At 73.3% G+C, this 26521-nt stretch carries 26 protein-coding genes; 11 read left to right on the top strand and 15 right to left on the bottom strand.

The annotated features are described in order from the left end of the window. Nucleotides 1-27: 27 nt before the first annotated feature. Nucleotides 28-474: an Lrp/AsnC family transcriptional regulator gene (locus ACIRPU_RS05270; RefSeq protein ID WP_256906336.1), complete on the top strand. Its 447-nt coding sequence runs from the start codon at nucleotides 28-30 to the stop codon at nucleotides 472-474. Here the strand turns inward: ACIRPU_RS05270 and ACIRPU_RS05265 are convergent. From ACIRPU_RS05265 to ACIRPU_RS05255, 3 genes are all read right to left on the bottom strand, one after another. Beyond that, complete coding sequence (locus tag ACIRPU_RS05265) at nucleotides 435-3461, bottom strand: AAA family ATPase (RefSeq protein ID WP_403861961.1); 3027 nt, start codon at nucleotides 3459-3461, stop codon at nucleotides 435-437. The genes ACIRPU_RS05270 and ACIRPU_RS05265 overlap by 40 nt on opposite strands. After that, the gene (locus tag ACIRPU_RS05260) at nucleotides 3458-4621 is read right to left on the bottom strand and encodes an exonuclease SbcCD subunit D (RefSeq protein WP_403861958.1); all 1164 of its coding nucleotides are present in this window, start codon (nucleotides 4619-4621) and stop codon (nucleotides 3458-3460) included. The genes ACIRPU_RS05265 and ACIRPU_RS05260 overlap by 4 nt, the downstream gene beginning before the upstream one ends. A 149-nt stretch (nucleotides 4622-4770) precedes the next feature. Then, entirely contained in the window at nucleotides 4771-5397 is a 627-nt protein-coding gene (locus ACIRPU_RS05255) for a YigZ family protein (RefSeq protein ID WP_403861955.1), read from the bottom strand. 119 nt (nucleotides 5398-5516) lie between these two features. Here ACIRPU_RS05255 and ACIRPU_RS05250 point away from each other — a divergent pair, with 119 nt between their 5' ends. Next, on the top strand, nucleotides 5517-7484 hold the full coding sequence (locus ACIRPU_RS05250) for an amino acid transporter (RefSeq protein ID WP_403861952.1): 1968 nt from the start codon (nucleotides 5517-5519) through the stop codon (nucleotides 7482-7484). Here the strand turns inward: ACIRPU_RS05250 and ACIRPU_RS05245 are convergent. Continuing rightward, nucleotides 7481-8029, bottom strand: a complete 549-nt coding sequence (locus ACIRPU_RS05245; RefSeq protein ID WP_403861949.1) for a SixA phosphatase family protein — start codon at nucleotides 8027-8029, stop codon at nucleotides 7481-7483. The genes ACIRPU_RS05250 and ACIRPU_RS05245 overlap by 4 nt on opposite strands. Next, entirely contained in the window at nucleotides 8026-8784 is a 759-nt protein-coding gene (locus ACIRPU_RS05240) for a hypothetical protein (RefSeq protein ID WP_403861946.1), read from the bottom strand. The genes ACIRPU_RS05245 and ACIRPU_RS05240 overlap by 4 nt, the downstream gene beginning before the upstream one ends. A 112-nt stretch (nucleotides 8785-8896) precedes the next feature. On the opposite strand from ACIRPU_RS05240, the gene ACIRPU_RS05235 reads away from it, so the two are divergent. Together ACIRPU_RS05235 and ACIRPU_RS05230 are read left to right on the top strand one after the other, a co-directional pair. Beyond that, complete coding sequence (locus ACIRPU_RS05235; protein WP_171395940.1) at nucleotides 8897-9304, top strand: CoA-binding protein; 408 nt, start codon at nucleotides 8897-8899, stop codon at nucleotides 9302-9304. A gap of 50 nt (nucleotides 9305-9354) precedes the next feature. Next, on the top strand, nucleotides 9355-10563 hold the full coding sequence (locus ACIRPU_RS05230; protein WP_403861943.1) for a 4-hydroxybenzoate 3-monooxygenase: 1209 nt from the start codon (nucleotides 9355-9357) through the stop codon (nucleotides 10561-10563). A gap of 10 nt (nucleotides 10564-10573) precedes the next feature. Here ACIRPU_RS05230 and ACIRPU_RS05225 read toward each other — a convergent pair whose 3' ends face one another. Next, a complete protein-coding gene (locus ACIRPU_RS05225; RefSeq protein WP_403861940.1) occupies nucleotides 10574-10933 on the bottom strand; it encodes an ArsR/SmtB family transcription factor in 360 nt (119 codons plus the stop codon). Between the two features lie 61 nt (nucleotides 10934-10994). Between ACIRPU_RS05225 and ACIRPU_RS05220 the strand changes: the two genes are divergently transcribed. Further along, nucleotides 10995-12143: a cation diffusion facilitator family transporter gene (locus ACIRPU_RS05220; RefSeq protein ID WP_403861937.1), complete on the top strand. Its 1149-nt coding sequence runs from the start codon at nucleotides 10995-10997 to the stop codon at nucleotides 12141-12143. Between the two features lie 2 nt (nucleotides 12144-12145). Here ACIRPU_RS05220 and ACIRPU_RS05215 read toward each other — a convergent pair whose 3' ends face one another. Next, on the bottom strand, nucleotides 12146-12703 hold the full coding sequence (locus tag ACIRPU_RS05215) for a YbaK/EbsC family protein (RefSeq protein WP_403861934.1): 558 nt from the start codon (nucleotides 12701-12703) through the stop codon (nucleotides 12146-12148). A gap of 62 nt (nucleotides 12704-12765) precedes the next feature. Beyond that, nucleotides 12766-13338, bottom strand: coding sequence for an XRE family transcriptional regulator (locus ACIRPU_RS05210; protein ID WP_355704634.1), 573 nt, complete (start codon nucleotides 13336-13338; stop codon nucleotides 12766-12768). A gap of 105 nt (nucleotides 13339-13443) precedes the next feature. Here ACIRPU_RS05210 and ACIRPU_RS05205 point away from each other — a divergent pair, with 105 nt between their 5' ends. After that, entirely contained in the window at nucleotides 13444-14301 is an 858-nt protein-coding gene (locus tag ACIRPU_RS05205; RefSeq protein WP_403861929.1) for a DMT family transporter, read from the top strand. A gap of 1 nt (nucleotide 14302) precedes the next feature. On the opposite strand, the gene ACIRPU_RS05200 is transcribed toward ACIRPU_RS05205, so the two are convergent. Continuing rightward, nucleotides 14303-15094, bottom strand: a complete 792-nt coding sequence (locus ACIRPU_RS05200) for an acyltransferase (protein WP_403861926.1) — start codon at nucleotides 15092-15094, stop codon at nucleotides 14303-14305. 77 nt (nucleotides 15095-15171) lie between these two features. Here ACIRPU_RS05200 and ACIRPU_RS05195 point away from each other — a divergent pair, with 77 nt between their 5' ends. Continuing rightward, nucleotides 15172-15699 carry a gamma carbonic anhydrase family protein gene (locus tag ACIRPU_RS05195; RefSeq protein WP_307162071.1) on the top strand — a complete coding sequence of 176 codons (528 nt, stop codon included), beginning with the start codon at nucleotides 15172-15174 and terminating at the stop codon, nucleotides 15697-15699. A 10-nt stretch (nucleotides 15700-15709) separates the two neighbouring features. Here the strand turns inward: ACIRPU_RS05195 and ACIRPU_RS05190 are convergent, their stop codons facing one another. Continuing rightward, nucleotides 15710-16360 (bottom strand): DedA family protein, encoded by a 651-nt coding sequence (locus ACIRPU_RS05190; protein WP_403861922.1) that lies wholly within the window; start codon nucleotides 16358-16360, stop codon nucleotides 15710-15712. A gap of 201 nt (nucleotides 16361-16561) precedes the next feature. On the opposite strand from ACIRPU_RS05190, the gene ACIRPU_RS05185 reads away from it, so the two are divergent. Next, nucleotides 16562-16975: a hypothetical protein gene (locus ACIRPU_RS05185; RefSeq protein ID WP_403861919.1), complete on the top strand. Its 414-nt coding sequence runs from the start codon at nucleotides 16562-16564 to the stop codon at nucleotides 16973-16975. A 99-nt stretch (nucleotides 16976-17074) separates the two neighbouring features. On the opposite strand, the gene ACIRPU_RS05180 is transcribed toward ACIRPU_RS05185, so the two are convergent. Next, nucleotides 17075-19006, bottom strand: coding sequence for an RICIN domain-containing protein (locus tag ACIRPU_RS05180; protein WP_403861916.1), 1932 nt, complete (start codon nucleotides 19004-19006; stop codon nucleotides 17075-17077). 398 nt (nucleotides 19007-19404) lie between these two features. Between ACIRPU_RS05180 and galU the strand changes: the two genes are divergently transcribed. Next, the gene (galU, locus tag ACIRPU_RS05175) at nucleotides 19405-20343 is read left to right on the top strand and encodes a UTP--glucose-1-phosphate uridylyltransferase GalU (protein ID WP_403861914.1); all 939 of its coding nucleotides are present in this window, start codon (nucleotides 19405-19407) and stop codon (nucleotides 20341-20343) included. 147 nt (nucleotides 20344-20490) lie between these two features. On the opposite strand, the gene ACIRPU_RS05170 is transcribed toward galU, so the two are convergent. Beyond that, nucleotides 20491-20928 carry a DUF4442 domain-containing protein gene (locus ACIRPU_RS05170; protein WP_020131696.1) on the bottom strand — a complete coding sequence of 146 codons (438 nt, stop codon included), beginning with the start codon at nucleotides 20926-20928 and terminating at the stop codon, nucleotides 20491-20493. 248 nt (nucleotides 20929-21176) lie between these two features. Here ACIRPU_RS05170 and ACIRPU_RS05165 point away from each other — a divergent pair, with 248 nt between their 5' ends. Next, a complete protein-coding gene (locus ACIRPU_RS05165; RefSeq protein ID WP_403861912.1) occupies nucleotides 21177-22232 on the top strand; it encodes a hypothetical protein in 1056 nt (351 codons plus the stop codon). A gap of 85 nt (nucleotides 22233-22317) precedes the next feature. On the opposite strand, the gene ACIRPU_RS05160 is transcribed toward ACIRPU_RS05165, so the two are convergent. The 3 genes from ACIRPU_RS05160 to ACIRPU_RS05150 all read right to left on the bottom strand — a co-directional run bounded on the left by ACIRPU_RS05160 (nucleotide 22318) and on the right by ACIRPU_RS05150 (nucleotide 25565). Beyond that, nucleotides 22318-23109, bottom strand: coding sequence for a spermidine synthase (locus tag ACIRPU_RS05160; RefSeq protein WP_403863509.1), 792 nt, complete (start codon nucleotides 23107-23109; stop codon nucleotides 22318-22320). 178 nt (nucleotides 23110-23287) lie between these two features. Beyond that, nucleotides 23288-24457, bottom strand: a complete 1170-nt coding sequence (gene tuf, locus ACIRPU_RS05155) for an elongation factor Tu (protein WP_403861909.1) — start codon at nucleotides 24455-24457, stop codon at nucleotides 23288-23290. 379 nt (nucleotides 24458-24836) lie between these two features. Then, nucleotides 24837-25565: a DNA alkylation repair protein gene (locus ACIRPU_RS05150; RefSeq protein WP_403861907.1), complete on the bottom strand. Its 729-nt coding sequence runs from the start codon at nucleotides 25563-25565 to the stop codon at nucleotides 24837-24839. Nucleotides 25566-25614: 49 nt separating this feature from the next. Between ACIRPU_RS05150 and ACIRPU_RS05145 the strand changes: the two genes are divergently transcribed. Continuing rightward, nucleotides 25615-26424, top strand: a complete 810-nt coding sequence (locus tag ACIRPU_RS05145; protein ID WP_403861904.1) for a TVP38/TMEM64 family protein — start codon at nucleotides 25615-25617, stop codon at nucleotides 26422-26424. The last annotated feature ends 97 nt before the right edge of the window (nucleotides 26425-26521 follow it).

Raw genomic sequence — 26521 nt, 5'->3', positions numbered from 1 at the left:
CGGGGATTCCCCTGCTATCTCTCGCTCATGACCGTGTATTCCCCGGACGCCACCGACTGGCGCATTCTCGAGGTCCTCCAGCGCGAGGGCCGGGCCAGTTTCGCCGACCTGGCGCGTGCCGTGGCGATGTCGCCGAGCGCCGTCACCGAGCGGGTGCGCCGACTGGAGGAGGCGGGCGTGATCCAGGGGTACGCGGCCGTGGTGGACCCCGAGCGGCTGGGGCTGCCGATCCTGGCTTTCGTGCGGCTGCGGTACCCCAACGGCAACTACAAGCCGTTCCACGATCTGGTGGCCGTCACGCCCGAGATCCTCGAGGCGCACCATGTGACGGGCGACGACTGCTTCGTCATCAAGGTCACCGCCCGTTCGATGCGGCACCTCGAAGAGGTGTCGGGCAAGATCGGCGCGCTGGGCTCGGTGACGACCAGCGTCGTCTACTCGTCGCCGCTCCCCAGGCGCCCGCTGGGCCGGTAGCCCCGCTGCCGCACCAGCGACCCCGATCTCCCCTTGACGACCTCCAGCTGGGCGTGGATCCGCCGCCGCAGGTCGGCCACATGGCTGACGATGCCCACGCTGCGGTCGCGTTCGCGCAGTGAGTCGAGGACGTCGAGGACCTCGTCGAGCGTCTGGTCGTCGAGGCTGCCGAATCCCTCGTCGATGAAGAGGGTGTCCAGGCGGACCCCGCCCGCCTCGTCGGTCACCACGTCGGCGAGGCCGAGGGCGAGGGCGAGCGAGGCGAAGAACGTCTCGCCGCCCGACAGCGTGGCCGTGTCCCGCTCACGCCCGGTCCAGGCGTCGACGACGTGCAGTCCGAGCCCGCTGCGGCCGCGCCCGGCCCGGTCGTCGGAGTGGACCAGGGTGTAGCGCCCCGAGGACATGCGCTGCAGTCGGACGGTCGCGGCGGCGGCCACCTGTTCGAGGCGGGCGGCCAGGACGTACGCCTCCAGGCGCATCTTGCGCTCGTTGTCGGCGGAGGTGCCGGCGGTGAGACCGGCCAGGCGGGCCACCCGGTCGTACTCCTCGCGCAGCGGCCCGAGCCGCCGTACGCCGTCGCTCGCGCGCGCGGAGAGCTGGTCGAGTTCGGCGCAGCGGCGGGCGGCGGCGTCCTGGGCGGAGGCGGCCGTGCGCAGCCGCTCGGCCGCGGCGGCCGCCGACTGTTCCGCGGCCGCGAGGTCGGCGGGCCGCTGCCGGGCGGCCGCCACGGTGTCGGCTTCGGCGAGGACGGACCGTACGGCGGCCTCCTCGGACTGCCGGGCGTCCAGCCGCCGTTGCAGCTCACGGTGGGCGGTGTCGTCGAGGAGGGCGTCGGCGGCGGCCCGCGGGGTGTCGAAGCCGGCCCTGAACGCGGCTTCGTCGAGACGCCCGTCGGCTGCCTTGAGACGCTCGGCGCTCCCCTCGGCGACGCGGGCGGCGTCGGCCGCGTCGGTGAGCCGTGCCGCCAGTCCCTCCAGTTCGGCGGCCCGCGCGGCGACGCTCTCCGCGGATCCCCGGGCCTGCGTCAATTCCTCCTCCAGGGCGGCCCGTTCGCGCTCCAGGCGCTCCCGGTGGCCCACCCGGGACGCGGTCCGCACCGCTGCCTCGCGCTGCGCCGCCGTGCGGCGCTCGTGCTCCTGCTCGGCCTGGCGCAGCTCCTCACGGGCGGGGTGCAGCGCGGAGGCCTCCCGGCGCGCCCGCGCATAGCCCTCCTCGCCCTCCTGGGCCTCGGCGGCGAGCCGGTCCGTGGGGGTGTCGCCCGCCTCGGCGGTGGCGGCCGCGAGCGTCTCTCGTACGAGGCCGAGCTCGCGTTCGTCCTGGGCGTGCCGTTCCTCCGCGCGCCGGGAGGCGGTGAGCGCCCGCTCCTCGGCCTCGCGGTCGACGTGCCCCGCGTCCCTGCGGGCGGGCGCGGGGTGCTCGGTGGCGCCGCAGACGGCGCACGGCGTCCCGTCGACGAGGGTGGCGGCCAGTTCGGCGGCGATGCCGTTCAGGCGCTGTTCCCTGAGGTCGAGCCACTGCGCGCGGGCCGTCAGCGCCTGCTCCCCGGAGGCGAGCGCCTTGCGCTGGGCGGCCTCCAGGTCACGGGCCAGCTCGTCACGCAGCCGGGCCGCCTTCAGGCGCCGCTGCATGGGCTCGCGCCGGCCGTCGAGCTGTTCGGCGCGGGCGGCGGCCTCCTGGGCGGCCTCGATGCGGGCCCGGAGTCCCGCGCGGACGGCCTCCCAGTCCGCGAGCCAGGCCTCGGTCTCCGTCAGGACGTCCTCGTCGTCGCGCTCCCGCCGGTCCAGGTCTGCCCGCTCGGCCACGAGACCGGCCAGCCGCCGCTCGCCCCGGCGGGCCGACTCCAGCCCGCCCAGTTCCTCGGCGGTCCGGCGTGCGGCGGCGGCGAGCCCGGCGGCTCCGGCGTCCGCGAACCGTCGCGGAAGCAGGTCACGCGCGCGTGCCGCCCGGGCGGACGCCCGGGTGTGCTCGGCGTCGGCGGCCTCGCGCAGCTCCAGCGCCGGCGCCACCGACTCCGCCTTGCGCGCCCGCTCCATCCGCGCCTGTGCGTCCCGATGCTCCCCGGCCCGCTCCTCCAGTACGGCGGCCCGCTCGCGCGCGTCGGCGAACCGCCGCTGGAGCCGGGCCCGTTCGCGTACCTCCTCCAGAGCGCGCTCGGCGGCGGCCTGTGCGGACTCGGCGGCCAGGCGGCCGCAGTGGGCGGTCGTCAGCAGCTCACGGGAGGTGCTGCGAGCGACGGCGGCCGCGGCCAGCACCGCCTCGGCGAGCCCCGGATCCCCCGGGGCGAACTCGGGCAGCTCCATGGCGTCCCCGGCGACCTGCTGCATCCGGTGCGCGTCGGCGAGCAGGGCGGAGTCGCCCTCCCGCACCCGTGCCTCGGTGGCGCGACGACGCTCGACGAGTCGCTTCTCGACCTCGGCGAACCGCCGGGTGTCGAAGAGGCGGCCCAGGAGCCGGCCGCGCGCCTCGGCGTCGGCCCGCAGGAAACGGGCGAAGTCGCCCTGGGGCAGCAGCACGACCTGGCAGAACTGCTCGCGGCTCATGCCGAGCAGCTGGGTGATCTCCTCGCCGATCTCCTGGTGGGAGCGGCTGAGGTCCTTCCAGGCGCCGGCGACCGCGTCGTGCTCGCGCAGCCGGCTCTGCGCCTTGTCGACGGTGGTCCCGGGACGCTTGCCCTTCTTGGGCCGCTCCCAGGGCGGCTGCCGGGTGACCTCGAGGCGGCGTCCCGCGACGGTGAGTTCGAGGGTGACCTCGGTGCGGGTGCCGGGGGCCGCGTGGTCGCTGCGCAGGGTCAGGCCCTGGCCGCTCTGCCGGGCGCCGGGCACGGAGCCGTACAGCGCGTAGCAGACGGCGTCCAGGACGGAGGTCTTGCCGGCGCCCGTCGGTCCGTGCAGCAGGAAGATTCCGGCGGCGGAGAGTTCGTCGAAGTCGACGCTCTGAGAGTCGCCGAAGGGGCCGAAGGCCGTCAGGTCGAGCCGGTGCAGCCTCACCGCGCCACCTCCCGTACCGCGTCGTCCGCGCGCACCGCGTCGAAGGCGTCCCGCAGCACGCCCTGCTCGCGGGCGTCGGGGCCGGCCCCGCGGACATGGGCCACGAAGTCCTCGGCGATCTCCTGGTCGCTGCGGTCGGCGAGACGCCGGGCGTACGACACGTCGGGGTCGTCGGGTGCGCGCTCCGGGGCGAAGGCGAGGCTGAGCGTGTGCGGGAAGCGCTGGGTGAGCCGGGCCATGGGGTCGGCCGGGCGGGTGGGGTCGGTGAGCGTCGCCTCGACCCACGCCTCCTCGTGGCGGGTGAGGTCGGGGTCGGCGAGCAGCTCCTCGAGGGGGCCGCGGACCCGGGCCAGCGCGCGCGGCACCGGGCAGTCGATCCGCTCGGCCTCGACCTCCCCGTCGGCGCCGAGGTCGACGAGCCACATGGTCTTGCGGTGCTCGCTCTCCGAGAAGGAGTACGGCAGCGGGGAGCCGGAGTAGCGCACGCGCGCGGTGATGGTCTGGCAGCCGTGCAGGTGTCCCAGTGCGGTGTAGTCGACGCCGTCGAAGACCCCGGCGGGTACCGAGGCGACCCCGCCGACGGTGATGTCCCGCTCGCTGTCGCTGGGCTCGCCGCCGGTGACGAAGGCATGGGCGAGGACGACGGAACGCGTCCCGCCCGCGCGTGCCGCGAGGTCGGCGCGGACCCGGTCCATCGCGGCGGCCAGCACGGTCTCGTGGCCGGCCTTCTCCACGCCGAACTCGTCCTTCACCAGGGCGGGTTCGAGATAGGGCAGGCCGTAGAACGCCACGTCCCCATGGGCGTCGGCGAGTACCACGGGCGTCCCGGCGGCGGCCGGGTCGGTGCGCAGATGGATACCGGCCCGCCCGATCAGCCCGGCTCCGACCCCGAGCCGGCGGGCCGAGTCGTGGTTCCCGGAGATCATCACCGTGGGCACTCCGAGGGCGGCGAGCCGGTGCAGCGCGTCGTCGAACAGTTCGACCGCGGCGAGCGGGGGCACCGCGCGGTCGTACACGTCTCCCGACACGACCACCGCGTCGACCTCGCGCTCACGCACGGTCGTGACGAGGTGACCGATGAACTCGGCCTGGGCGCCGAGCATGTTCACCCGGTGGAACGCCCGGCCGAGATGCCAGTCGGAAGTGTGCAGGAGCCTCATGATCCCCGAGACTAACGGCCGGGTCTGACATCACGGGCGGTTACTCCCGTATCGCACCGTCATACCGACCGGCATAAAGGGGCGTTGCGGACATCTCGCCCATGCGTTCGCCGGGCATGTGACGAATCACCGGGTCATCGGCCGACGCGTCAGGCATCCCCGTAGGCCTCCCCGCCCAGCTCGAACCCCGCCGTCCCCGCCGTCGCGTCCGCGAGCCAGGCGCGGAAGGCTTCCACGTCTGCGTCCGGCAGCCCGATCTCGATGGTGACCTCCTCGCCGTAGCGGACGTCCCGTACCGCGCGCCCCGTCGAGTGCAGGTCGTTCTGGACCTTGCCGGCGCGCTGGTGGTCCACGGTCACCGTGGCCAGCCGGAAGCGGCGGCGGGTGAGCGTGCCGAGAGCGTCGAGGGCTTCGCCGACCGCCCCGCCGTAAGCCCGGATGAGGCCGCCCGCGCCCAGCTTGACCCCGCCGTAGTAGCGGGTGACGACGGCGACGACGTACCGCATGTCGCGGCGCAGCAGCATCTGGAGCATCGGGACGCCCGCGGTGCCGCCGGGTTCACCGTCGTCGCTCGCCCTCTGGACGGACGCGTCGGCGCCGATGACGTACGCCCAGCAGTTGTGGGTGGCGTCGGCGTGCTCCTTGCGGACGGACGCGACGAACTCCTGGGCCTCCTGCTCGGTGGCCGCCGGGGCGAGGGCGCACAGGAAGCGGGAGCGGTTGACCTCGGTCTCGTGCACGCCCGCCCGGGCGACCGTGCGGTACGCGTCCTGCATCCGGCCAGCCTATGCGGTGATCGCTGAGTCGCCGTCGGCGGAGGGGCGGGCGACGATGTGCGGGGTGACCGACGGCGGTGACCGTGGAGCATGGCCCGACCGAGCAGGGAGCGCGCAGCATGACCGGCACCCCGGTGAAGGAGAGCAGCGCGGGTCCGCCGTCCTCCCGGTGGCGGGCCTGGCTCCTGGAGGGGCTCAGCGAGCAGACCGCCCGCCATCCGGGCCCGCACGCCGCCCCGCAGCCGGAGCAGCAGGGCCACCGCTGGTGGCGGGTGATGTGCCTGACCGGTGTCGACTACTTCTCCACGCTCGGCTACCAGCCGGGGATCGCCGCCCTGGCGGCCGGTCTGCTGTCCCCGCTCGCGACGCTCGTGCTGATCGCGCTGACGCTGCTCGGCGCCCTGCCGGTGTACCGCCGGGTGGCGCACGAGAGCCCGCACGGCGAGGGCTCGATCGCCATGCTGGAGCGACTGCTGCCGTGGTGGTCGGGGAAGATCCTCGTGCTGGTGCTGCTGGGATTCGCGGCCACCGACTTCATGATCACGATCACCCTGTCGTCCGCGGACGCCGCCGCGCACGTCGTGGAGAACCCGTTCGCCCCGCACTGGATGGCCGACGGCAACGAGTGGATCACGCTGCTGCTGGTCGGCGCGCTGGGCGCGGTGTTCCTCAAGGGTTTCCGGGAGGCGATCGGCATCGCGGTGCCGATGGTGGCGTCCTATCTCGCGCTCAATGCCGTGGTGCTCGGCGCCTCCGCCCGGGAGATCCTCACCCACCCTGTACGGATCGGCGACTGGACCGACGCCATGACCGCCGAGCACTCCTCGCCGTGGGCCATGATCGGCGTGGCCGTGCTGGTCTTCCCGAAGCTGGCGCTGGGCATGTCCGGCTTCGAGACCGGAGTGGCGGTGATGCCGCAGGTCAAGGGGGATCCGACGGACACCTACGAGGAGCCGAGGGGGCGGGTGCGGGACACCCGCAAGCTGCTCACCACGGCCGCGCTGATCATGAGCTGCTTCCTGCTGCTGTCCAGTCTGGCGACGACGATTCTCATCCCGCAGGACGACTTCGACAGCGGCGGCCCGGCGAACGGACGGGCGCTGTCCTACCTCGCGCACGAGCATCTGGGCGAGGCCTTCGGCACGGTCTACGACGTCTCCACGATCGCGATCCTGTGGTTCGCGGGCGCCTCCGCGCTGGCCGGTCTGCTGAACCTCGTCCCGCGCTATCTGCCGCGCTACGGCATGGCGCCCGAATGGACGCGCGCGGTGCGTCCCCTGGTGCTGGTGTTCATGGCGGCCGCCGTCTGCATCACCCTGTGGTTCAACGCGAACGTCGACGCCCAGAGCGGCGCCTACGCGACCGGAGTGTTGGTGCTGATGCTGTCGGCGGCGTTCGCGTCCACCGTGGCCGTGCACCGGCGGGGCGCCGTCCGGGCCACGCTCGGCTTCGGCGCCATCACGGCCGTGTTCGCCTACACGCTCGTCGCGAACGTCATCGAGCGACCGGACGGCATCCGGATCGCGGCGATCTTCATCTTCGCCATCCTGGTCACGTCGTTCGCCTCACGGGTGCGCCGTGCCTTCGAGCTGCGCACCGCCGAGGTCACCTTCGACGAGGGGGCGGCCCGGTTCGTCGAGGAGGCCGCGCGGCACGGGCCCCTCCAGCTCATCGCGAACGAGCCGCGCGAACACAGCACGCGCGCGTACCGCGCCAAGGAGGGAGAGCAGCGCGAGCACACCCCGATCCCCGGCGGCAGCCCGGTGCTCTTCCTGGAGGTGTTCGTGCGGGACTCCTCCGACTTCACCGCGGACGTCGCCGTGCGGGGCGACGAGAAGCACGGGGTCCGCAGGCTGCGCGTCGCCGGTCCCACGGTGCCCAACGCCATCGCCGCGGTCCTGCTGGAGCTGCGCGACCGCACCGGCCGGGTGCCGCACGCGTACTTCAGCTGGACCGAGGGCAACCCGGTGAGCCAGCTGATCCGGTTCCTCGTCTTCGGTGAGGGCGAGGTCGCCCCGGTCACCCGCGAGGTGCTGCGCCGCGCGGAGCCCGATCCCGGACGGCGCCCGCGCGTGCACGTCGGCTAACCGTCCTGCGGCTTGCGGCCTCTCGGCACGGTCAGCGACGTCAGCAGGGCCGCGCCCGGGGTCAGGGACCGCCACCCGGGCCCGTGCCAGGACAGGACGGCGATCGCCGACGTGGGGAACTTCAGCCGTACCTGGTCCAGGGCGTCGTCCGGGCCGTCCCCGGCCAGGGCGAGGACCAGTTCCTCCAGGCCGGGGTTGTGCCCGACCAGCAGCAGCGTCCCGACCTCGGCGGGCGTCTCGTGGACGACCTCCAGGATCCCGGGGACGTCGGCCCCGTAGAGCCGCGGGTCGAAGCGCACCGGGGCCGGGGCGTCCCACTCGGCGGCGGCCAGCTCCCAGGTCCCGCGGGCGCGGGCGGCGGTGGAGCACAGGGCGAGATCCGGGACCCGGCCGGCCGCGGCGAGCGCGCGGCCGGCGGCCGGCGCGTCCCGCAGGCCGCGCGGTGCGAGCGGCCGCTCGTGGTCGGGGACGCCCTCCGGCCAGGCCGACTTGGCGTGCCGCAGGACCGCCAGCCGACGCGCGGGCGTCCCACCGGGCCCGTTCACGCCGAGGCTCCCACTTCGCGCAGGAGGTCGAGACCGAGGAGACGGTCGGCGTAGGCGAAACTCTCGAAGCGGGCGCCGTACGGCAGCTCGGGCCCAGCGTCCTCCACCCACCGCAGTACCCGCAGCACCTCGGGCAGGTCCAGGTCGTCCTCCCAGGCGGTACGCAGCCGTCCGCGCACCTCGTCGGGAACCGGCCGCGAGGGCTGCCGCGCCCAGTCGGCGACGCCTCGCCGCCAGCGTACGAGGGTGTCCCGGGCCTCGCCCAGCAGGTCGGCGTCGAGCCGGACGGGCTCGGTGCGGGGCCGGGAGAGCAGGGCGAACCGCAGGGCGGCGACGTCGGTGTCCGTTCCCTCGAAGCCCCGGCCCGATCCCCGTCCCCGGGGCACCGCGCCCTCCGCCGGCGTGACGGCGACGCACACCCCGTCGGGGGCCGGGTCGCCCTCCTCCACCACGTGCAGGATCTGCGCCTCGCCCACTCCGGCGCCCGCGCCGAGGCCGCGGCCGTCCTCGAAGGGGTGCATGCCGAGGGCGGTCGCGCCCACCCGGAGTTCCGCCTGATCGCGTTCGCCGGACAGCAGCGCCCACACGGGCGTACCGCCGAGTTCCAGCGCGCGCAGGAGCAGATCGGCGAAGAGGAGGACCCGGAGCGAGCCGGCCCCGTACCCCGAGGCATGCGCCTCCACCCGGGTCAGACCACGGCGGACGGGGGCGGCGACGACGGGCTCGCCGGTTCGGACGTCGATGATGCGCAGCACGAGGCGAGCCTAGGCGGACGGGCGCGACTTCGCAGGCAGGGGCCGGAATCAGGGTCCGGTGCGAGCTGTTGTAGCCGGGGAGTGTTCCTTTCCGATCCCAAGGAGGCCGCCGGTGCACGGCGACGAGGCAACGATCCGCAAGATCCTCACCGGACTCGGCGACACCTGGGCCGTCGTGGGCCTGTCGACGAACCGCGGGCGGGCGGCCTACGGAGTCGCCGAGGTGCTCCAGCGCTTCGGCAAGCGGGTCGTGCCCGTCCATCCGAAGGCGGAGACGGTGCACGGGGAGCAGGGGTACGCCTCCCTCGCGGACATCCCCTTCGAGGTGGACGTCGTCGACGTCTTCGTCAACGGCGAACTCGCGGGTGCCGTCGCGGACGAGGCGGTCGCCAAGGGTGCGAAGGCGGTGTGGTTCCAGCTCGGCGTCGTCGACGAGGCGGCCTACGACCGTACGCGGGCCGCGGGCCTGGAGATGGTCATGGACCGTTGCCCGGCGATCGAGATTCCCCGGCTGGGCTGACCGGCCGGTGTGCTCCCGGCCCGGCCGGAGGGCCCGCCCATAATGTGCGGGTGACCACCAACTCCCCTTCCCCCCACCACACTCCGGTCGTCGTCGTGGGCGCGGGCCCCGCAGGTCTCACCGTCGGCAACATCCTGCGGGCCGCGTCCGTCGACTGCGTCGTCCTGGAGACGGAGAGCCGTGAGTTCATCGAACGGCGGCCCCGCGCCGGAGTGATCGAGGAGTGGGCCGTCCACGGGCTGCGGCAACGGGGCCTGGCGCAGAACCTGTTGGCGCGGGCCGAGCAGCACTCCGCGTGCGAGTTCCGCTTCGGCGGCGAGCGCTACCGCTTCTCCTACACCGAGCTGACGGGTCGGCACCACTGGGTGTATCCGCAGCCGTTGCTGGTGACGGACCTCGTCCACGAGTACGTCGACGTGCGCGGCGGTGACGCCCGCTTCTCGGTGCGCGACGTCGAGCTGCACGACCTCGACACGGCCCGGCCTTCGGTGTCGTACACCTGCCCCGGCACCGCGGAGCGGCAGGTGCTGACCTGTGACTTCGTCGTCGGCGCCGACGGGGCGCGCGGGGTCAGCCGGGCCGCGCTGGTGCCGGAACAGGCCCGGATCGCGCGGCACGACTACGGCGTAGGCTGGCTGGCGCTGCTCGCCGAGGCGCCGCCGTCCTCCGACTGCGTCCTGTTCGGCGTCCATCCGAACGGGTTCGCCGGGCACATGGCCCGCAGTCCCGAGGTGACCCGGTACTACGTCCAGTGCCCGCCCGGCGACGACCCGGAGAACTGGTCCCACGACCGGGTCTGGTCCGAGCTGCACCAGCGCCTCGAGGGCGCGGGGGCCCCGCCGCTCACCGAGGGGCGGCTGATCGAGAAGCGCGTGCTGGACCTGCACGACTACGTGGTCGAGCCGATGACGTACGGGCGGCTCTTTCTGGCCGGGGACTCGGCCCACCTCGTCGCGCCCATCGCCGCGAAGGGCATGAACCTCGCCCTGCACGACGCGTTCCTGCTGGGCGACGCACTGGTCGACCGGCTCGACGGCGGTGACGGCCACGGCCTGGACGACTACTCGCAGACGTGTCTGCGCCGGGTGTGGGACTACCAGGAGTTCTCGCAGTGGCTGTCCGAGGTCTACCACGGGACCGCGGCGGGCGACCCGTTCCGCGCGGGCACGACGTTCGCCCGGCTGCGCCGCCTGTTCACCTCGCCGGTCGCCGCCGCCGCCTTCGCGGAGCAGTACCTGGGAACGGCCGAGCACTACTGAGTCAGTCGAGTCAGTCGTGCACCGGCTCGTCCCCGAGCCGGTGGTCCGCCACGTTCAGCGCCTCGTCCACGAGTCGGCGCAGATGGCCGTCGGAGAGCGAGTAGACCACCCGGCGGCCCACCTTGCGGGTGCTCACGAGCCCGGCCAGCCGCAGCCTCGCCAGATGCTGGCTGACCGCCGGCCGGGCCGCTCCGACGCCTTCCGTCAGCGTCGTCACGTCGGCCTCCCCCGCGGTCAGCGCGTGCAGCAGGGCGAGCCGGGTGCGGTCGCCGAGCAGGGCGAGAAGCTCGGCGGCGAGGGCGAACTGCTCCTCGCCGGGGGTGCGCGGATGCGCATGGTGTGCAGGTGACAGGTGCATGCGTGCGCTCATACGCACATAATGGCGGTGTGGGCGGACCCGCGTCCACCTCGGCGCACCGGAAGGAACCGACGTGAGCGAGCGGCACGACCACGAGCACGGACACCGGCACGACCGCGGGCACCAGCACGATCACGGCCACGCCCACGAACACCCGCACCCGCACCCGCACCCGCACCCGCACCGCCGCTCCCCCTCCTCCTCTCCCCACTCACCCTCTTCCCGCTCCGCCTCGCCGGGCCTGCGCCACCGCGTCGCCCACCTCCTCACCCCGCACTCGCACGAGAGCGCCGACAAACTGGACCCGGCGCTGGAGTCCTCGGCCCGGGGCATGCGCGCGCTGTGGGTCTCGTTGGCGGTCCTGGGCGCGACGGCCGTCGCGCAGGCGGTCGTGGTCGCGCTGTCCGGGTCGGTGGCGCTGCTCGGCGACACGGTGCACAACGCGGCGGACGCGCTGACCGCCGTACCGCTGGGGATCGCCTTCGTGCTGGGCCGGCGGGCGGCCACCCGCCGCTTCACCTACGGCTACGGGCGGGCCGAGGACCTGGCGGGCATCGCCATCGTGCTGACGATCGCCGCGTCGGCGGCCTTCGCGGGGTGGACGGCGGTCGAGCGGCTGATGAATCCGCGCCCGGTCGAGCAGATCGGCGCGGTCGCGGTGGCCGCGCTGGCCGGCTTCGCGGGCAACGAGTGGGTCGCGCGGTACCGCATCCGGGTCGGCCGTTCGATCGGCTCGGCCGCACTGGTCGCGGACGGGCTGCACGCCCGCACGGACGGGTTCACCTCGCTGGCGGTGCTGCTGGGCGCGGGCGGCTCGGCACTGGGGTGGCAACTCGCGGACCCGGTCGTGGGGTTGGCGATCACGGCGGCGATCGCGCTGGTGCTGCGGGACGCGGCGCGCGAGGTGTTCCGCCGGGTGATGGACGCCGTCGACCCGGCGCTGGTCGACCGGGCCGAGCACGCGCTGCGGGAGGTCGAAGGGGTGTGTGAGGTCGGCGAGTTGCGGCTGCGCTGGATCGGGCACCGGCTGCGGGCCGAGGTGGCGGTCGTCGTGGACGGCGAGGCGACGGTACGCCAGGCGCACGGGATCGCCGTGGCGGCCGAACACGCCCTGCTGCACGCCGTGCCGCGGCTGACGGCCGCGCTGGTCCACGCGGATCCGGCGCCGGTGCCGGGCGAGGACGACCCACATCTGGCCCTCGCCCATCACACGGCGCTCTGAGGTCAGGCCAGGCCGAGCCCCTCCAGCACCACCGCGCCCGGCAGTTCGGCGAACGCCTTGCCCGGCACCAGCAGCTTCCCGCGCCGGCGCCCGCTGCCCACCAGGACGTACGGCAGGTCGACGACGGCGGAGTCCACCAACACCGGCCAGCCGGCCGGGAGTCCGATCGGCGTGATGCCTCCGTACTCCATGCCGGTCTCCCCCACGGCCGTGTCCATGGCCGCGAACGAGGCCTTGCGGGCGCCGAGTCGACGGCGCACGACGCCGTTGACGTCGACCCGGGTGGTGGACAGCACGACGCACGCGGCGAGGGTCGTCTCGCCGCCCCGCTTGCCGGCGACCACCACGCAGTTCGCGGACTGCTCCAGCAGCTCGCGGCCGTAGTGCTCCACGAAGACGGCCGTGTCGGCCCACTGCGGGTCGGTGTCGACGTGGACGAGCTGGTCGGCGGGCACGCTGCCGGTCCAGTGGCGCACGGCGTCGGCGACCGGGCCGACCAGCACGTCGAGGCAGTCGGGAGCCGGGGTGGCGGTGTCGAAGTGTCCGATGGGTGCGCGCATGACCGCACGCTAACAAGAGCCGCCCGCCCGCGGACGCGGCGCCTCAGTCCACGGGCGGCGCCTCAGTGCACGGGCGGCACCGAGACGGCCATCACCATCTCCATCGGCGCCTCGCCCCGGTTGCCGTAGACATGCGGGACGTTGGCCTCGAACGAGGCGCTCGCGCCGGTCGGGACGCGGTGCTCCTCGCCGTCCACGGTGAGCGTGAGTTCGCCCGCGGTGACGTGGACGAGCTCGACGGTGCCGACGGGGTGGGGTTCGGAAGGGCTGCTCTCCCCCGGCATCAGCCGCCAGTCCCACATCTCCAGCGGCCCGGGCGCCTCCGTGCCGGCGAGCAGCCGGTTGTAGCTGCCGGCGTCGGTGTGCCACAGCCGTACCGCCTGATCGGCCGGGACGATACGGACCTTCGTGCCTCGCTCGTAGTCGAGGAGGGTGGTGACGCTGATGCCGAGCGCGTCGCCGATCTTGACGACCGTGCCGATGCTCGGATTCGTGCGGGCCTGCTCGATCTGGATGAGCATCCCGCGGCTGACACCGGCCCGGGCGGCGAGCACGTCCAGGGTGAAGCCGCGCACCGCGCGCCAGTGCTTGACGTTGCGCGCCAGGGACTGGGTCAGGAGTTCGAGGTCCGACACGTTCCGTCCACTTCGGGAGTCCAATATTCTGGATGCCAGGATTCACTTCCCTGTACTACGGTGGGGTGCACCTGATCGTGCACCGAACTGTACTGCGAGGGACCCGTGACAGCATTCTTCGCCCTGGCCACCAGCCTGCTGTGGGGCCTGGCCGACTTCGGCGGCGGACTGCTGACGCGCCGGGCCCCGGCGCTCACCGTGGTCGTGGTCTCGCAGTCGATCGCGGCCGCCGTCCTCGGGGCGATCGTGGTCGGCACCGGGGGCTGGAGCGAGGCCGGTCCCCGCCTGTGGTTCGCGGTCGCGGCCGGACTGGTCGGCCCGGTCGCCCTGTTCTCCTTCTACAAGGCGCTGGCGCTCGGTCCCATGGGAGTCGTCTCCCCGCTCGCCACCCTCAGCGTGGCCGTGCCGGTCTCCGTCGGACTGGTCCTCGGCGAACGGCCGGGACTCGTCCAGGTCACGGGCATCGCGGTCGCGGTGATCGGGGTCGTCCTGGCGGGCGGCCCGCAGCTGAGGGGCGCCCCGGTGCAGCGGCAGGCCGTCCTGCTCACGCTGGTCGCGGCGCTCGGCTTCGGCACGGTGTTCGTCCTGATCACCGAGGCGTCCACGACCGTCACCGGCCTGTTCCTGGCCCTCTTCGTGCAGCGCGTGACCAATGTGGCCACCGGCGGCGCGGCACTGTACTTCGCCGTCCGGCGCGGGGCGCCCGCGCTTCCCGAGGGCGGCCTGGCCCTGTCCGCGCTGCCGGCGTACGGCTTCGTCGGGCTGGCCGACGTCGCCGCGAACGGCACCTACGCCGTCGCCGCCCAGCACGGCCCGGTCACGGTCGCCGCCGTGCTCGCCTCGCTCTACCCCGTGGTGACCGCGCTCGCCGCGCGCGGCTTCCTGCGGGAGCGGCTGCGCGCCGTGCAGGCGGCGGGCGCGGGACTGGCCCTGGTCGGCACACTGCTGCTGGCGACCGGGTGACCTAGGGTTCCAGCCGTGCCAGGGCGGCCGCCGTCTCCTCGTCCAGTTCCGACAGCGCGACCAGCTGGTCCGAGGTGACCCCGTCCGGGATCGGCACCGGCGCCGGGGTGCGCAACGGCGGCTGCCAGCCCTCCGCCTGCGTCCAGCGCCGTACGACCTTGGCGGGCGCGCCCGCGACGACGGAGTGGTCGGGCACCGCGCCGCGCACCACCGCGCCGGCCGCGACGACGACGTTCCGTCCGATCCGCGCACCCGGCAGGATCACGGCCCCGGTGCCGATCCAGCACCCCGGGCCGATCTCGACGGGCTCCATGCGGGGCCACTGCTTGCCGATGGGCTGGTGCGGATCGTCGTAGGAGTGGTTCGTGGACGTGACGTACACATAGGGACCGAAGTAGCAGTCGCTGCCGATGGTGACCGTGGTGTCGGCGATGACATGGCTGCCCCGGCCGAGCACCACTCCGTCGCCGAGACGCAGGATCGGCTCCGGGCCGAGATCCAGGTCGGGCATCAGACCCGCGGTCAGGGTGACCTGCTCACCGACGATGCAGTGTTCGCCGAGGTGGATCCAGGGCTCCCCGAAGACCGTGCCGAGCGGGAAGGCGAGCCGGGTGCCCCGGCCGATCGAGCCGAAGCGGAAGCGTCCGGGGTGCTCGGCGGTGACGGAGCCCGTGCGCTGCACCCACGCCCAGCCCGCGTGGACGGCGCGCTGCACCAGTCGGCGCCGCTGTGATGAGAACGTGTTCCAGGGCTTCGGCACCCGCTCACCGTACTCAGCGCGCGGTGCGGCCATGGGCCCGCGGCCCTGTGATCTTCGCCCCACCGGGTGGCGTACGGTGCGGGGAGAACGACCTACACGAGGAGACGGTGATGACGCACAAGGCGCTGATCGTGGGCATCGGCGGCAGGGAACCGAAGATCGACGCCGAGGCGTTCGTGGCGCCGACGGCCTCGGTGATCGGGGACGTGACGCTGGAGGCGGGCGCGAGCGTCTGGTACGGGGCCGTCGTGCGGGGCGACGTGGAGCGGATCACCGTCCGGGCGAGCGCCAACATCCAGGACAACGTGACGCTGCACGCCGACCCCGGTTTCCCGGTGACGATCGGCGAGCGGGTGTCCGTCGGCCACAACGCCGTGGTGCACGGGGCGACGGTCGGGGACGACTGCCTCATCGGGATGGGGGCGACCGTGCTCAACGGGGCGGTGATCGGGGCCGGTTCGCTGGTCGCCGCACAGGCGCTCGTGCCCCAGGGGATGGAGGTCCCGCCGGGATCGCTGGTCGCGGGGGTACCGGCCAAGGTCAGGCGGGAGTTGAGCGAGGAGGAGCGGCAGGGTGTGACACTTAACGGCACGCTGTACGCGGACCTCGCCAAGGCCCACGGGAAGGTGCACGAGTAGGGCGGCCCGGCTACTCGGCGGCGGACACCGTCTCCGCTTCGGCCTCTCGCGGAGCGCTCTGCATCTTCTTCGCCTTGCGCTTGATGATCAGCATCGACGTCAGGCCGATCAGCACCGCCACCACCAGGCCCAGGTACGAGAACTTCTTCAGCCAGGACTCCGCCACGACGCCCACGTAGTAGATGACCGCCGTCGTGCCGCCCGCCCAGGCGATGCCGCCGAGGACGTTGGCGATGAGGAACTTCCAGTACGGCATGTGCAGCACGCCCGCGAGCGGGCCGGCGAAGATGCGCAGCAGGGCGACGAAGCGGCCGAAGAAGACGGCCCACATGCCCCACTTCTCGAACGACCGCTCGGCGGTGGCGATATGGCCCTCGCTGAAGTGCCTGGGGAACTTCGCGCCGAGCCAGGCGAGCAACGGGCGGCCGCCCTTGCGGCCGATGGCGTAGCCGATGGAGTCGCCGATCACGGCGCCCGCGGTGGCGCACGCGCCGAGCACGACGGGGTTGACGCCGCCGTGCTGGGAGGACAGCAACGCGGCCGAGACCAGGATGATCTCGCCCGGCAGCGGGATGCCGAGGCTCTCGAGTCCGATGACCAGGGCGACCACGGCGTAGACGGCGGCCGCGGGCACCGTGTCGAGCCATTCCTGCACGTGCACCGCGGGTTCCTCCCGTTTGACGACCCTGGGCAGCCTTGCCTTCCCGGGAAGCCTACCGGGCGGCCGGACCCGGCCCGTCGCGTGGTGTAGCCCGCTACACCACGGATCCGGGGGTGCGGTCCCTCGTGACGACGGCCCCGCCACGTGATCGTGGTGGAGGAAGAACCCACCGTGCCCCACCGTTTGCGAAGGGACCCCGCCATGGCCGTGAACCGCCGACGCGGACGCCGTACTGCCGTCATCGCCACCGCCGCGGCAGCGCTCGCGCTGACCGCCGGCCTGCTCACCGGCTGCGAGTTCGACGACTCCGTCGACTGCCTCTCGAACGCCGACGACATCACGGACAGCATCACGGCGATCAACAAGGCCGGAGCCGACGCCATCGAGGATCCGACGAGGACCGAGGACTCCATCGACACCATCGAGAAGAACCTCGACAAGATCAACGACAGGTCGGACGACAGCTCCTCCGACGACGGCAAGGTCGACAAGGCGGTCGACAAGCTCCAGCAGGCGGTCGAGGACTACAACCAGGACATCCTCGACGGCGAGCGGCCCGACTCCGCCGAGATCGACAAGGCGGCCTCGGAGCTGAGGGACGTCTGCACCTCGTAGCCGGACGGTCGGGTCCGCGCGAGAAAAGCGCGCGAAGGAAGAAGGACGAGGGAGGGAGGGGCCACTCCCCTCGGGCGGCCCCTCCCTCCGGTTCCGGGGTCAGTGGCCGAGCGTCCCGGTCACCTCCGTGACGACGGTGCCCAGCGCCTGGGACACCTCGGCGGGCGCCGGAAGCATGGCGGGGAGCGTGGCGGGAAGGGTGGCGGGGACCGGTGGCCCGGCCGGGTCGACCGGGTCGGCCGGCGCATCGCAGCACTGCACCTGGGCGACCCTCGTCCCGAACTCCGGCGCGGCCGGAGCGGTTTCGGCGGGCGCCGGTGCGGTGTCCGGGGCGAGGGGCCGGTCACCGCGCGGCGCCGGGGCGTCCGGGGGGCCGGGTGTGCCCGTACCGGGCGGCTCCACCGTCCCGCGCGGCTCCGCACCCGGTGCCCCCGGCGCCTCCCCGGCCGTGTCGAACACCCACCGCTGTCCGCCGGAACCGTTCCGCTCGGTGACGACCACGGCCGCACCCGGCTTGCCGACGGCACGCGCGACGACCAGGCCGTCGTCCCGACGCAGCAGGAGCTCCCCGCGGACGGTCAGGTCGAAGAACGTCTCGCCGGCGTGCACCAGGCAGCTGACCAGGGCGGTCGTCCGGCGACCGGGGTCCGCGGCCAGGCAGAGCGTCGGGTCGGCCGCGCTGCGCAGCAGCCCGTCGTCCTGGTACGACCACTGCTGGGACGCGGCCTGCGAGCACCCCGCGAGGACGATGCCCGCACCGGGCCGGGCCAGGCCGCGAGCGGCGTCGACGCAGAACTCCGTGTCCGGGCCGCGCAGCCTGCCGTGGGCGACCTCGGCGGACCGGGACGCGGAGGCGGCCGACGGGGATCCGGAGGGCGAGGGGTCGTCGGAGCCGCCGGGCAGCCCCCGGGCGCCGGTGGCCGGGGTGCCGTTCCCGCCGACGGGTGCGCCCCAGGTGGCCCCGGGCGAGGGGACACCGTTGTCATCGGACCAGCCCTTGGCCGCGAAGACGGTCGCGACCAGCGCGAGTGAGGTCAGTCCCACGCCCACCAGGACGGCTTTGGGCCGCCTGCCCGGCAGGTCGAGCAGACCCGCCGAGGTGGTGCGGTGCCGGCCGCCTCCGACGGGCGGGTGCCCGACGGCGGGCCTCGCGGGCGCCGCGGACCCGGCCGACGGGTCGGCGGTGGCCGTGCGTCCGGGGCGCGAGTCGAGGTAGCGGCGGGCGCCCCAGCCCAGCACGGTCTCGGCGAGCAGCACGTCGAGGCCGTCGTCGAAATGGCTGAGCTGTTCGGCGGCGTGCCGGCAGAAGCGGCAGTGCGCGAGATGCTGCCGGACATCGGGCAGCAGGGTTCCACCGCGGCGCAGCGGAATGTCGAGGAGACGGTTGTAGAAGCGGCATTCGCTCGTCGGCGCGAGTTCTCGGTGGGCGCGTACACAGCCCGCCCGGAATTGTTCCCGCGCCTGTTCCAGGGCGGCCGTCGCACTGAGGGCGTCCACGCCCGACAGACCGGCCGGTACGGATATGGGTTCCGCCTCCACCTCGGTGTGCCACAACAGGCATTGGGAGGCGGCCGGGAGCAACTGGAAAGAACGCTCGGCGAGTTGACGCCTTTCGGCGGTCCCCGCCCGTGCGGCGCGCAGTCCGCGACCGCCGACGGTTTTGCGCAGCTCCGGCAGAACGTCGGCCACACCGTCGGCGCCGGCCCATTTCCGGACCGTCTCCCGTACGGCGACGAGGAGTTGGGGACGCAGGGCGCCGCCGGTGCGCCCGTCCGCGAGCCTGCCGAACACCTCGTGGAACGCGGCGGCGGCCACGAGCCGCGCCGTGTCCTCGGTGCCGGCCAGGCAGACGGTCGCGTAGTCGTGGGCCGCCCGCCAGTGACGGGCGAACAGCAGGGCGACCGCGCGGGCGCGACCTTCGTCGCCGGGGGGCCGCCCGGCGAGCCGGGCGGCGAGTTGGGGATCGGAATCCCCGGGGATCCAGCCGGGGCGAGGCGGGTGCGGCGGGCGTGGGGGGTTGGGGGATTGCACGGAACCATTTCCTTCCAAGCCGACGAACGGCACGGAAAAGCACGGTGTGGGAAAGCCGGTGCCTGATTGGTGCATACCTTTGGTCTGACCAGGCACGTTGGCCTGATCCGGCCCATCCGTAAGGGGAGGCTCACCTTCGCACACGTGCCTCACAGGAAACAAGCAGTTCGAGTGACCCAAGTTCAAAGTGCGGGAAATTCAGATAAGTTACCGGCGGTATCCGCACCCGCATTCGAAATGCACCCGGATCCCCGGACTCAACTTGTGGACCCCCAAAGCCGGATGGCACACGGAATCTCCAACTTCCGGCCCCGGCGTGGTCGGCCGCTCCGGCACAGGGTCGGCCCACAGGAATCTCAGATGTGACTCCCGGGGTACTCCCATCCCCGTCGGACACCATGACCCGCATGAGCGCCCCCCACTCCGCACCCCGTGTTCGTAAAGCAGTCGTCCCGGCCGCCGGCCTCGGCACCCGTTTCCTGCCCGCCACCAAGGCGACGCCGAAGGAGATGCTGCCGGTGGTCGACAAGCCGGCCATCCAGTACGTCGTCGAGGAGGCGGCCGCCGCGGGTCTGGACGACGTACTGATGGTCACGGGCCGGCACAAGCGGGCCATCGAGGACCACTTCGACCACGCCTTCGAGCTGGAGCAGGCGCTCGCCGCCAAGGGCGACACCGTCCGGCTGGACGCGGTGCGCGATCCGGCCCGGCTCGCCGACATCCACCACATCCGGCAGGGGGACCCGCTCGGGCTCGGTCACGCGGTGCTCTGCGCCCGCAACCACGTCGGCGACCAGCCGTTCGCGGTGCTGCTCGGCGACGACCTCATCGACCCGCGGGAGACCCTGCTCAGCAGGATGCTCGAGGTCCGCGACCGGTACGCCGGCAGCGTCGTCGCCCTGATGGAGGTCCCGCCGGAGCAGGTCCACCTCTACGGCTGCGCGGCCGTGGAGCCGTCCGGCGAGGACGGGGTGGTGCGCGTCACCGGTCTGGTGGAGAAGCCCGCGCCCGAGGACGCGCCCAGCCGGTACGCGGTCATCGGACGGTACGTCCTCGACCCGGCCGTCTTCGACGTCCTGGAGCACACCGCACCCGGCCGGGGCGGTGAGATCCAGCTCACCGACGCCCTCCAGGAACTGGCGGCGGGCGGCACCGTGCACGGCGTGATCTTCTCGGGTCGCCGCTACGACACGGGCGACAAGGCGGACTATCTGCGCACGGTCGTCCGCCTGGCCTGCGACCGGCCCGACCTGGGGCCGGAGTTCGTCGCCTGGCTGAAGGAGTTCGTGGCGGGCCTGGCGGACAGCGACGCGGACCGGGGCCGACTGGCGGCCTGACGGCACGTGGCGGGGTCCGCGACGTACTCCGCGACGTACTCCGCGGCATGGTCCGTGCCGTAGCGCGCCACGCAGGGCCCCGGTGTCGCCATGTCCGGGGCCGTCGTCCTCGCGGGACACCGCTCGACCGCTCAGGCGGTCAGCCGCTCAGCTGTTGGGACGCAGGGTCCAGGTCACCGTCATCTCACCGGTGACGGCCCCGTCGGCGCGGCGGATCTCGATCGCGACCGGGAACTCGGGCCGCTCCCCCGCGTCGAGCTGCGCGACGACCTCGGCGGCCGGGCGGCCCAGCGTGGCGGTGGCGGTGACCGCGCCCATGGCCAGCTTGCGGTAGGCGATCTCGGCGCCGACGGCGAGCGGCACGGCGCGGGAGAGCTGGTCCCCGAAGGCGGCGAGGACGATCGCGCCGCTGGCGGACTCGCCGAGCGTGAACATGGCCCCGGCGTGCGGCCCGCCCACGTGGTTGTGGAACTCGCTCTGGTCGGGCAGGGCGACCACGGCCTTCTCCGGACCGGCCTCGAGGAACTCGAGGTTCAGGGTCCGGGCCATGGGCACCGTGGCGGCGAGCATCTCGCCGATGGACATCTGGTCTGCGCTCATGGCCACGATGTTACCTGTGAGTAGCTTCGGCTGGCCAGACCGGCGTGCCGATCGCCCTGCGACCGCGTGGTCCTCCGGCGTCGAGGGGAGCCCCCGACGGGGTCCCGGATGCCGCAATCCGGAAGTTCAGGGGCACAGTTCGCGTGTTTCCGCCCTCCGCGTCCTGATTCGGTACGTCCCTGACAAGGGGCGGTGACCGAACCGTGTCCCGGACGGCACTAGGGTTTCTGGCCATGTGGCCAGGACAGCAGCCGCCCGGGGGAGAGCAGAACCCGCAGGCGCAGAACAATCCGTACCAGCAGCCGGGATACCAGCAGCCGAATCCGTATCAGCAGCCCGGCTACCAGCAACAGCCAGACCAGCAGCCCAACCCCTACGGGCAGCAACCGCAGTGGGGCGCCCCGACGCCCGCGGGCGCGCCCACCCCGCCGCCGGGCGGTGGCGGTGGAGGCGGAGGCGGTGGCAACCGGACGAAGCTGATCGCCATCGTCGCGGCCTCGGCCGTCGTCGTGGCCGCCGGTGTCACCGGGTTCCTCGTGCTGGGCGGCGACGATGACGACCCGGCCGACGTGAGCAAGGGCAGTGCGAGCCCCACGGTCTCCACGTCCGGTTCCGCCTCGGCTTCCGACTCCTCTTCGGCCGGCACGGACGACAACCCGCGCGGCACCGAGACCGCGAAGGCGACGATCGCCGGCTGGAAGGTCGTGGTGAACCCCAAGTGGGGCATCGCCTTCGACGTGCCGGCGGACTGGGAGGTCCAGTCGCCGGGGCTCAGCCAGGGCTTCGAGTGGGAGGACAAGGAGCAGTCGGACGGCTACGACCAGATCCTGCAGGGGGGCACGGCCGAATTCAAGTCGAAGTGGTGCTCCACGGACGCCGACAAGGACGGCAAGACCGACGACACCCCGCTCGCCGTGGTCGGCAGCAAGGGCGCCGAAGGGGCGAAGACGACCGACGAGATCGCGATCAACACGCCCGCCTGGTGGGTCTTCGGCGGTTACACCGAGCCGGACAAGAAGAGCCTGACCTTCGACAAGAAGGCCACCGCCTTCACGACCGCCTCGGGCATCGTGGGCAGTTACGCCTGGGCCCAGTCGACGAACACGCCCCAGAAGGGCAAGTGCGACAGCGACGGCAAGGCGATCACGTTCGGCTTCAAGAACTCCAACGGCGACTACGTGTCGTGGAACCTGTACGGGGCCAAGGGCGTGAAGGACGAACTCCCGAAGGCCACGATCATGCAGATCCTCAGCACCGTACGGCTGAACGGGACACCGACGCAGAACTAGCGGCGCCCCCGCGAGGACGGCCGGCCGGTGACGGTCCGGCGGTTCTCGGCGGGGCCGCTCCCTGCGCCGTGGCGGTGCCCGCCGCTCAGCCGATGCCGAACGCGCCCTCCGGTGGTTCGGGGGACGGTACGGCGTCCTCGTCCCGTACCGGGCGGGCGTCGCCGATGAAGCGGCGCAGTCCCGGTCCGTGCTCGACCCGGGCCGGGAAGGCGTCGGAGGCGGTGCGGCGGGCCAGGGTGGTCACGTCGAGCGGATGGTGCGCGGCGACGAGCACCGCGTTGCCGAACCGACGGCCGCGCAGTACGGCGGGCTCGGCGATGAGGGCGAGTTCCTCGAACACCGCGGCGAAGTTGGCGAGTTGGGAGCGCAGGAAGTCGAACGGCGCCGCGTCGGCGAGGTTCGCCAGATAGACGCCGTCGCCGCGCAGGACCCGTCCGGCCTCCTGGGCGTAGGTCAGGGACGTCAGTGTGGCGGGGACCCGGGAGCCGCCGAAGACATCGGCGACGAGCGCGTCGACGGAGCCGTCCGGGGCCGTTTCCAGCCAGTCCCGCGCGTCGGCGGCGTGCAGCGCGATGCCGGTCCCGGCCGGGACCGGCAGGTGCTCGGCGATCAGCTCCAGCAGACCGCGGTCGAACTCGACGACGTCCTGCCGGGAACCCGGCCGGGTCGCGGCCAGGTACCGGGGCAGGGTCAGCGCGCCGCCGCCGAGATGCAGGACGTCCAGGGGTCGCCCCGCCTCGCCGACGGTGTCCAGGACGTGCCCGAGGCGCCGCGCGTACTCGAACTCCAGGTACGTCGGCTCGTCCAGGTCGACGTACGACTGCGGCGCCCCGTCGACGGTCAGCAGCCAGGCCCGGTCCCGGTCGACGTCGGGCATCAGCTTGGCGGTGCCGTGGTCGACGGCGCGGGAGACGGGTATGGGCTCGTCGTTCACCGTCCCATTGTGCCTGCGGGCCACGCCCCCGAAGGGGCACGGCCCGCAGGCACCCGCGCACGGCCCGCAGGCACCCGCGCGCACAGGCCCCGCGCACGTCGGCCACGGACACCGGCCGTCCTCACAGCACGGCGGTCACGGTCCCCGCCCCCACGGTCCGCCCACCCTCGCGGATGGCGAAGCCCAGACCGGGCTCCAGCGGAACCTCACGCCCCAGCTCGACGGTCATGCCGACCGTGTCCCCGGGCCGCGCGACCGCGACCTCCCCCAGGTCCACGTCCCCGACGACGTCCGCCGTGCGGATGTAGAACTGCGGCCGGTAGCCGGTCGCGACGGGCGTGGTCCGGCCGCCCTCACGCCCGGACAGGACGTACACCCGCGCGGTGAACCGGCGGCTGGGCGCCACGCTCCCCGGCGCCACCACCACATGCCCCCGCCGGACGGCGTCCCGGGGCACCCCGCGCAGCAGCAGGGCCACGTTGTCCCCGGCCTGCGCCTCCTCCATCGGCTTCCCGAAGGTCTCGACGCCCGTCACCACGGTCTCGACACCGGCGCCGAGCACCTGTACCTGGTCCCCCAGGCGGAGCGTCCCCCGCTCCACGGCACCGGTGACGACGGTCCCCCGGCCGGTGATGGTGAGCACGTTCTCCACGGACAGCAGGAACGGCGCGTCCAGATACCGCTCGGGCATGGGCACATAGGTGTCCACCGCGTCGAGCAGCGCGTCGATCGACGCCGTCCAGCGCGGGTCGCCGGCCAGGGCCCGCAGCCCCGACACCCTGACGACGGGCGCGGAGCCGCCGCCGTAGCCGTGCTCGGTGAGCAGGTCGCGGACCTCCAGCTCGACGAGGTCGATCAGCTCCTCGTCCCCGGCGTCGGCCTTGTTGAGCGCGACCACGATGTGGTCGACGCCCACCTGGCGGGCGAGCAGGACGTGTTCGGCGGTCTGCGGCATGATCCCGTCGAGCGCGGAGACGACGAGGATCGCCCCGTCGAGCTGCGCGGCGCCGGTGACCATGTTCTTCACGTAGTCGGCGTGACCCGGCATGTCGACGTGCGCGTAGTGCCGGGTGTCGGTCTCGTACTCGACGTGCGCGATGTTGATGGTGATCCCGCGCGCGGCCTCCTCCGGGGCCCGGTCGATACGGTCGAACGGCACGAAGGTGCCGGTGCCGCGGTCGGCGAGGACCTTGGTGATGGCGGCGGTCAGGGTGGTCTTGCCGTGGTCCACGTGCCCCATGGTGCCGATGTTGAGGTGTGGTTTGGTCCGCGCGTAAGCGGTCTTGGGCATGGCTGTACCTCGAAGCGTGTCCGTAGGAAGTGGGGACCCCGGCGAGCTCGCCGACCCTCCCCCTGCGGGGTCCGCCGGACGATCCGGAGAGGGTCAGCTTCGGGCGCCGTCGGCAGCGGCCACGAGGAGTGGGACGGCAGCCTTCGGCGTATCCGCGACTGCGGACGCTGCGAGGAGGAAGGCGTGCCGGAACATGCTGCCGATCATCGCCGACGGTTCGTTCGGCGTCGAATGGTTTTCCCCGGATGGGAAGGGTTACGGCCTCGATGACCGACATCAGCACGGAACGGACAGGACGGGACGGTTAAGGACGGGACGGTACGCACGGCACCGGCGGCAGTGGAGGGTAGCGGCGGGCAGCGGCGGCACGGATGAACCGTTAGGGCGCGTCCCCGATGTTCTTCAGCGCCTCACGCACCGTCAGCGGCGCGAACCGCCCCCGCTCGCGGGCGACGAAGGCGCGGACGGCCGCCGGGTCGGTCTTGGCGTACTCGCGCAGGGCCCAGCCGATGGCCTTGCGGATGAAGAAGTCCGGGTGGCCCGACTGGCGCAGACAATGGGCGAAGAGGCGCTCGGTGTCGGTGAGTTCCTTGCGGCGGAGCTGGTGCAGCAGGGCGGTACGGGCGACCCACAGGTCCTCGTCGACGATCCAGGCGTCCATGTCGGCGCCGAGTCGGGGGTCGGCCGCGACGAGCGTGCCGACCACGTGCGCGGCGAGCAGGTCGACCGTGTCCCACCAGGGCGTCGTGGTCACCAGTCGACGCGCCACGGGCAGGAACGCCGACGACAGGCGGGGCGCGTTCCGCCGCAGGTAGTCGACGGCGAAGTAGTGGTACTCGCGCTGCGGCAGCGCCCAGCAGCGCAGCGCGATCGCCGTGCAGTCGGCCTCGTCGGGCCGGGGCGTGCCCGCCAGGACGGGGCGGGACAGGGCCCGGCGCGCGGGGGTGGGCAGGCCGAGGAAGGGGGCCACGTCCTTCATGTACGCGCGCATGACCGCCGCCCGGGCCGGATCGGCCCCCGCGCCGTACGCGGCCGTCAGCCGCTCCAGCACGAGGTCGGCGAGAACGCTGTGCGGCGCGCCGAACGCGTCCGCACCTGTGACCGTCATGAGACGAACCATACGGCGATCACACACGTCCGTCGGTTAGTGTCGCTGGATGCTCGATGCCACCACCCGCTCTGGGGGCACCGCCACGGCCACTCCCCGGGCCATCGCCACGGAGCTCGTCGTCCGCGCGCCCGCTCCCGCGCCCCTCATCACGCCCGCCGACTCGGCGGTCACCGCACCCGGCGGCCTCGCCGCGCGCTGCGCGAGAGGGCTGCGCTCGCCCTGGTCCCGCTTCGCGCTGCTGGTCACGCTGCTCGCGGCGGCCGCGTCGAGCGTGCTGCTCTTCGAGCCGCAGAAGCTCCTCTCGGACGGCTGGCCACCCCAGTTGGGCGGTATCTCGGCGGCCGCGGTCTTCGCGGTGGCGTACGGACTGTGCACGGTGGCGTTCGTGCCACGGCCGTTGCTGAACCTGGCGGCGGGCGCGCTGTTCGGCTCGCAGTGGGGCATCGGCGCGGCGCTGGTGGGCACGGTGCTGGGCGCCGGGATCGCCTTCGGGCTCGGCCGGGTCCTCGGGCAGGACGCGCTGCGACCGCTGCTGCGCGGCCGGCTGCTCAAGGCGGCGGACGGCCAGTTGAGCCGGCACGGCATGCGTTCGATGCTGGCGGCCCGGCTGTTCCCGGGGGTGCCGTTCTGGGCCGCGAACTACTGTGCCGCCGTCTCCCGCATGGGCTGGGTGTCCTTCCTGGTGGCGACCGCGGTGGGCTCGATCCCGAACACCGCCGCCTACGTCGTCGCCGGGGCCCGCGCCTCCTCCCCCACCTCGCCGGCCTTCCTGATCGCCATGGCCTGCATCACCCTGCCGGCGCTGGTCGGCGCGGTGGTGGCCTGGCGCAAACGCCACCACCTGCGCCCCGCGTAGCCGCCCGCGGCCGTCGGCTTCAGCCTCTCGCCCGCCCGGCCTGTTGCACAACGGCTTGATGCGGGACGGCCTGTCACATAGCGGCCGGTTCCATGGC

This window comes from Streptomyces sp. NPDC102259 (assembly GCF_044766465.1).
GTDB lineage: Bacteria > Actinomycetota > Actinomycetes > Streptomycetales > Streptomycetaceae > Streptomyces.
Note: the sequence above shows the minus strand (reverse complement) of the source record. Positions and strands in the feature narration are given on the sequence as shown.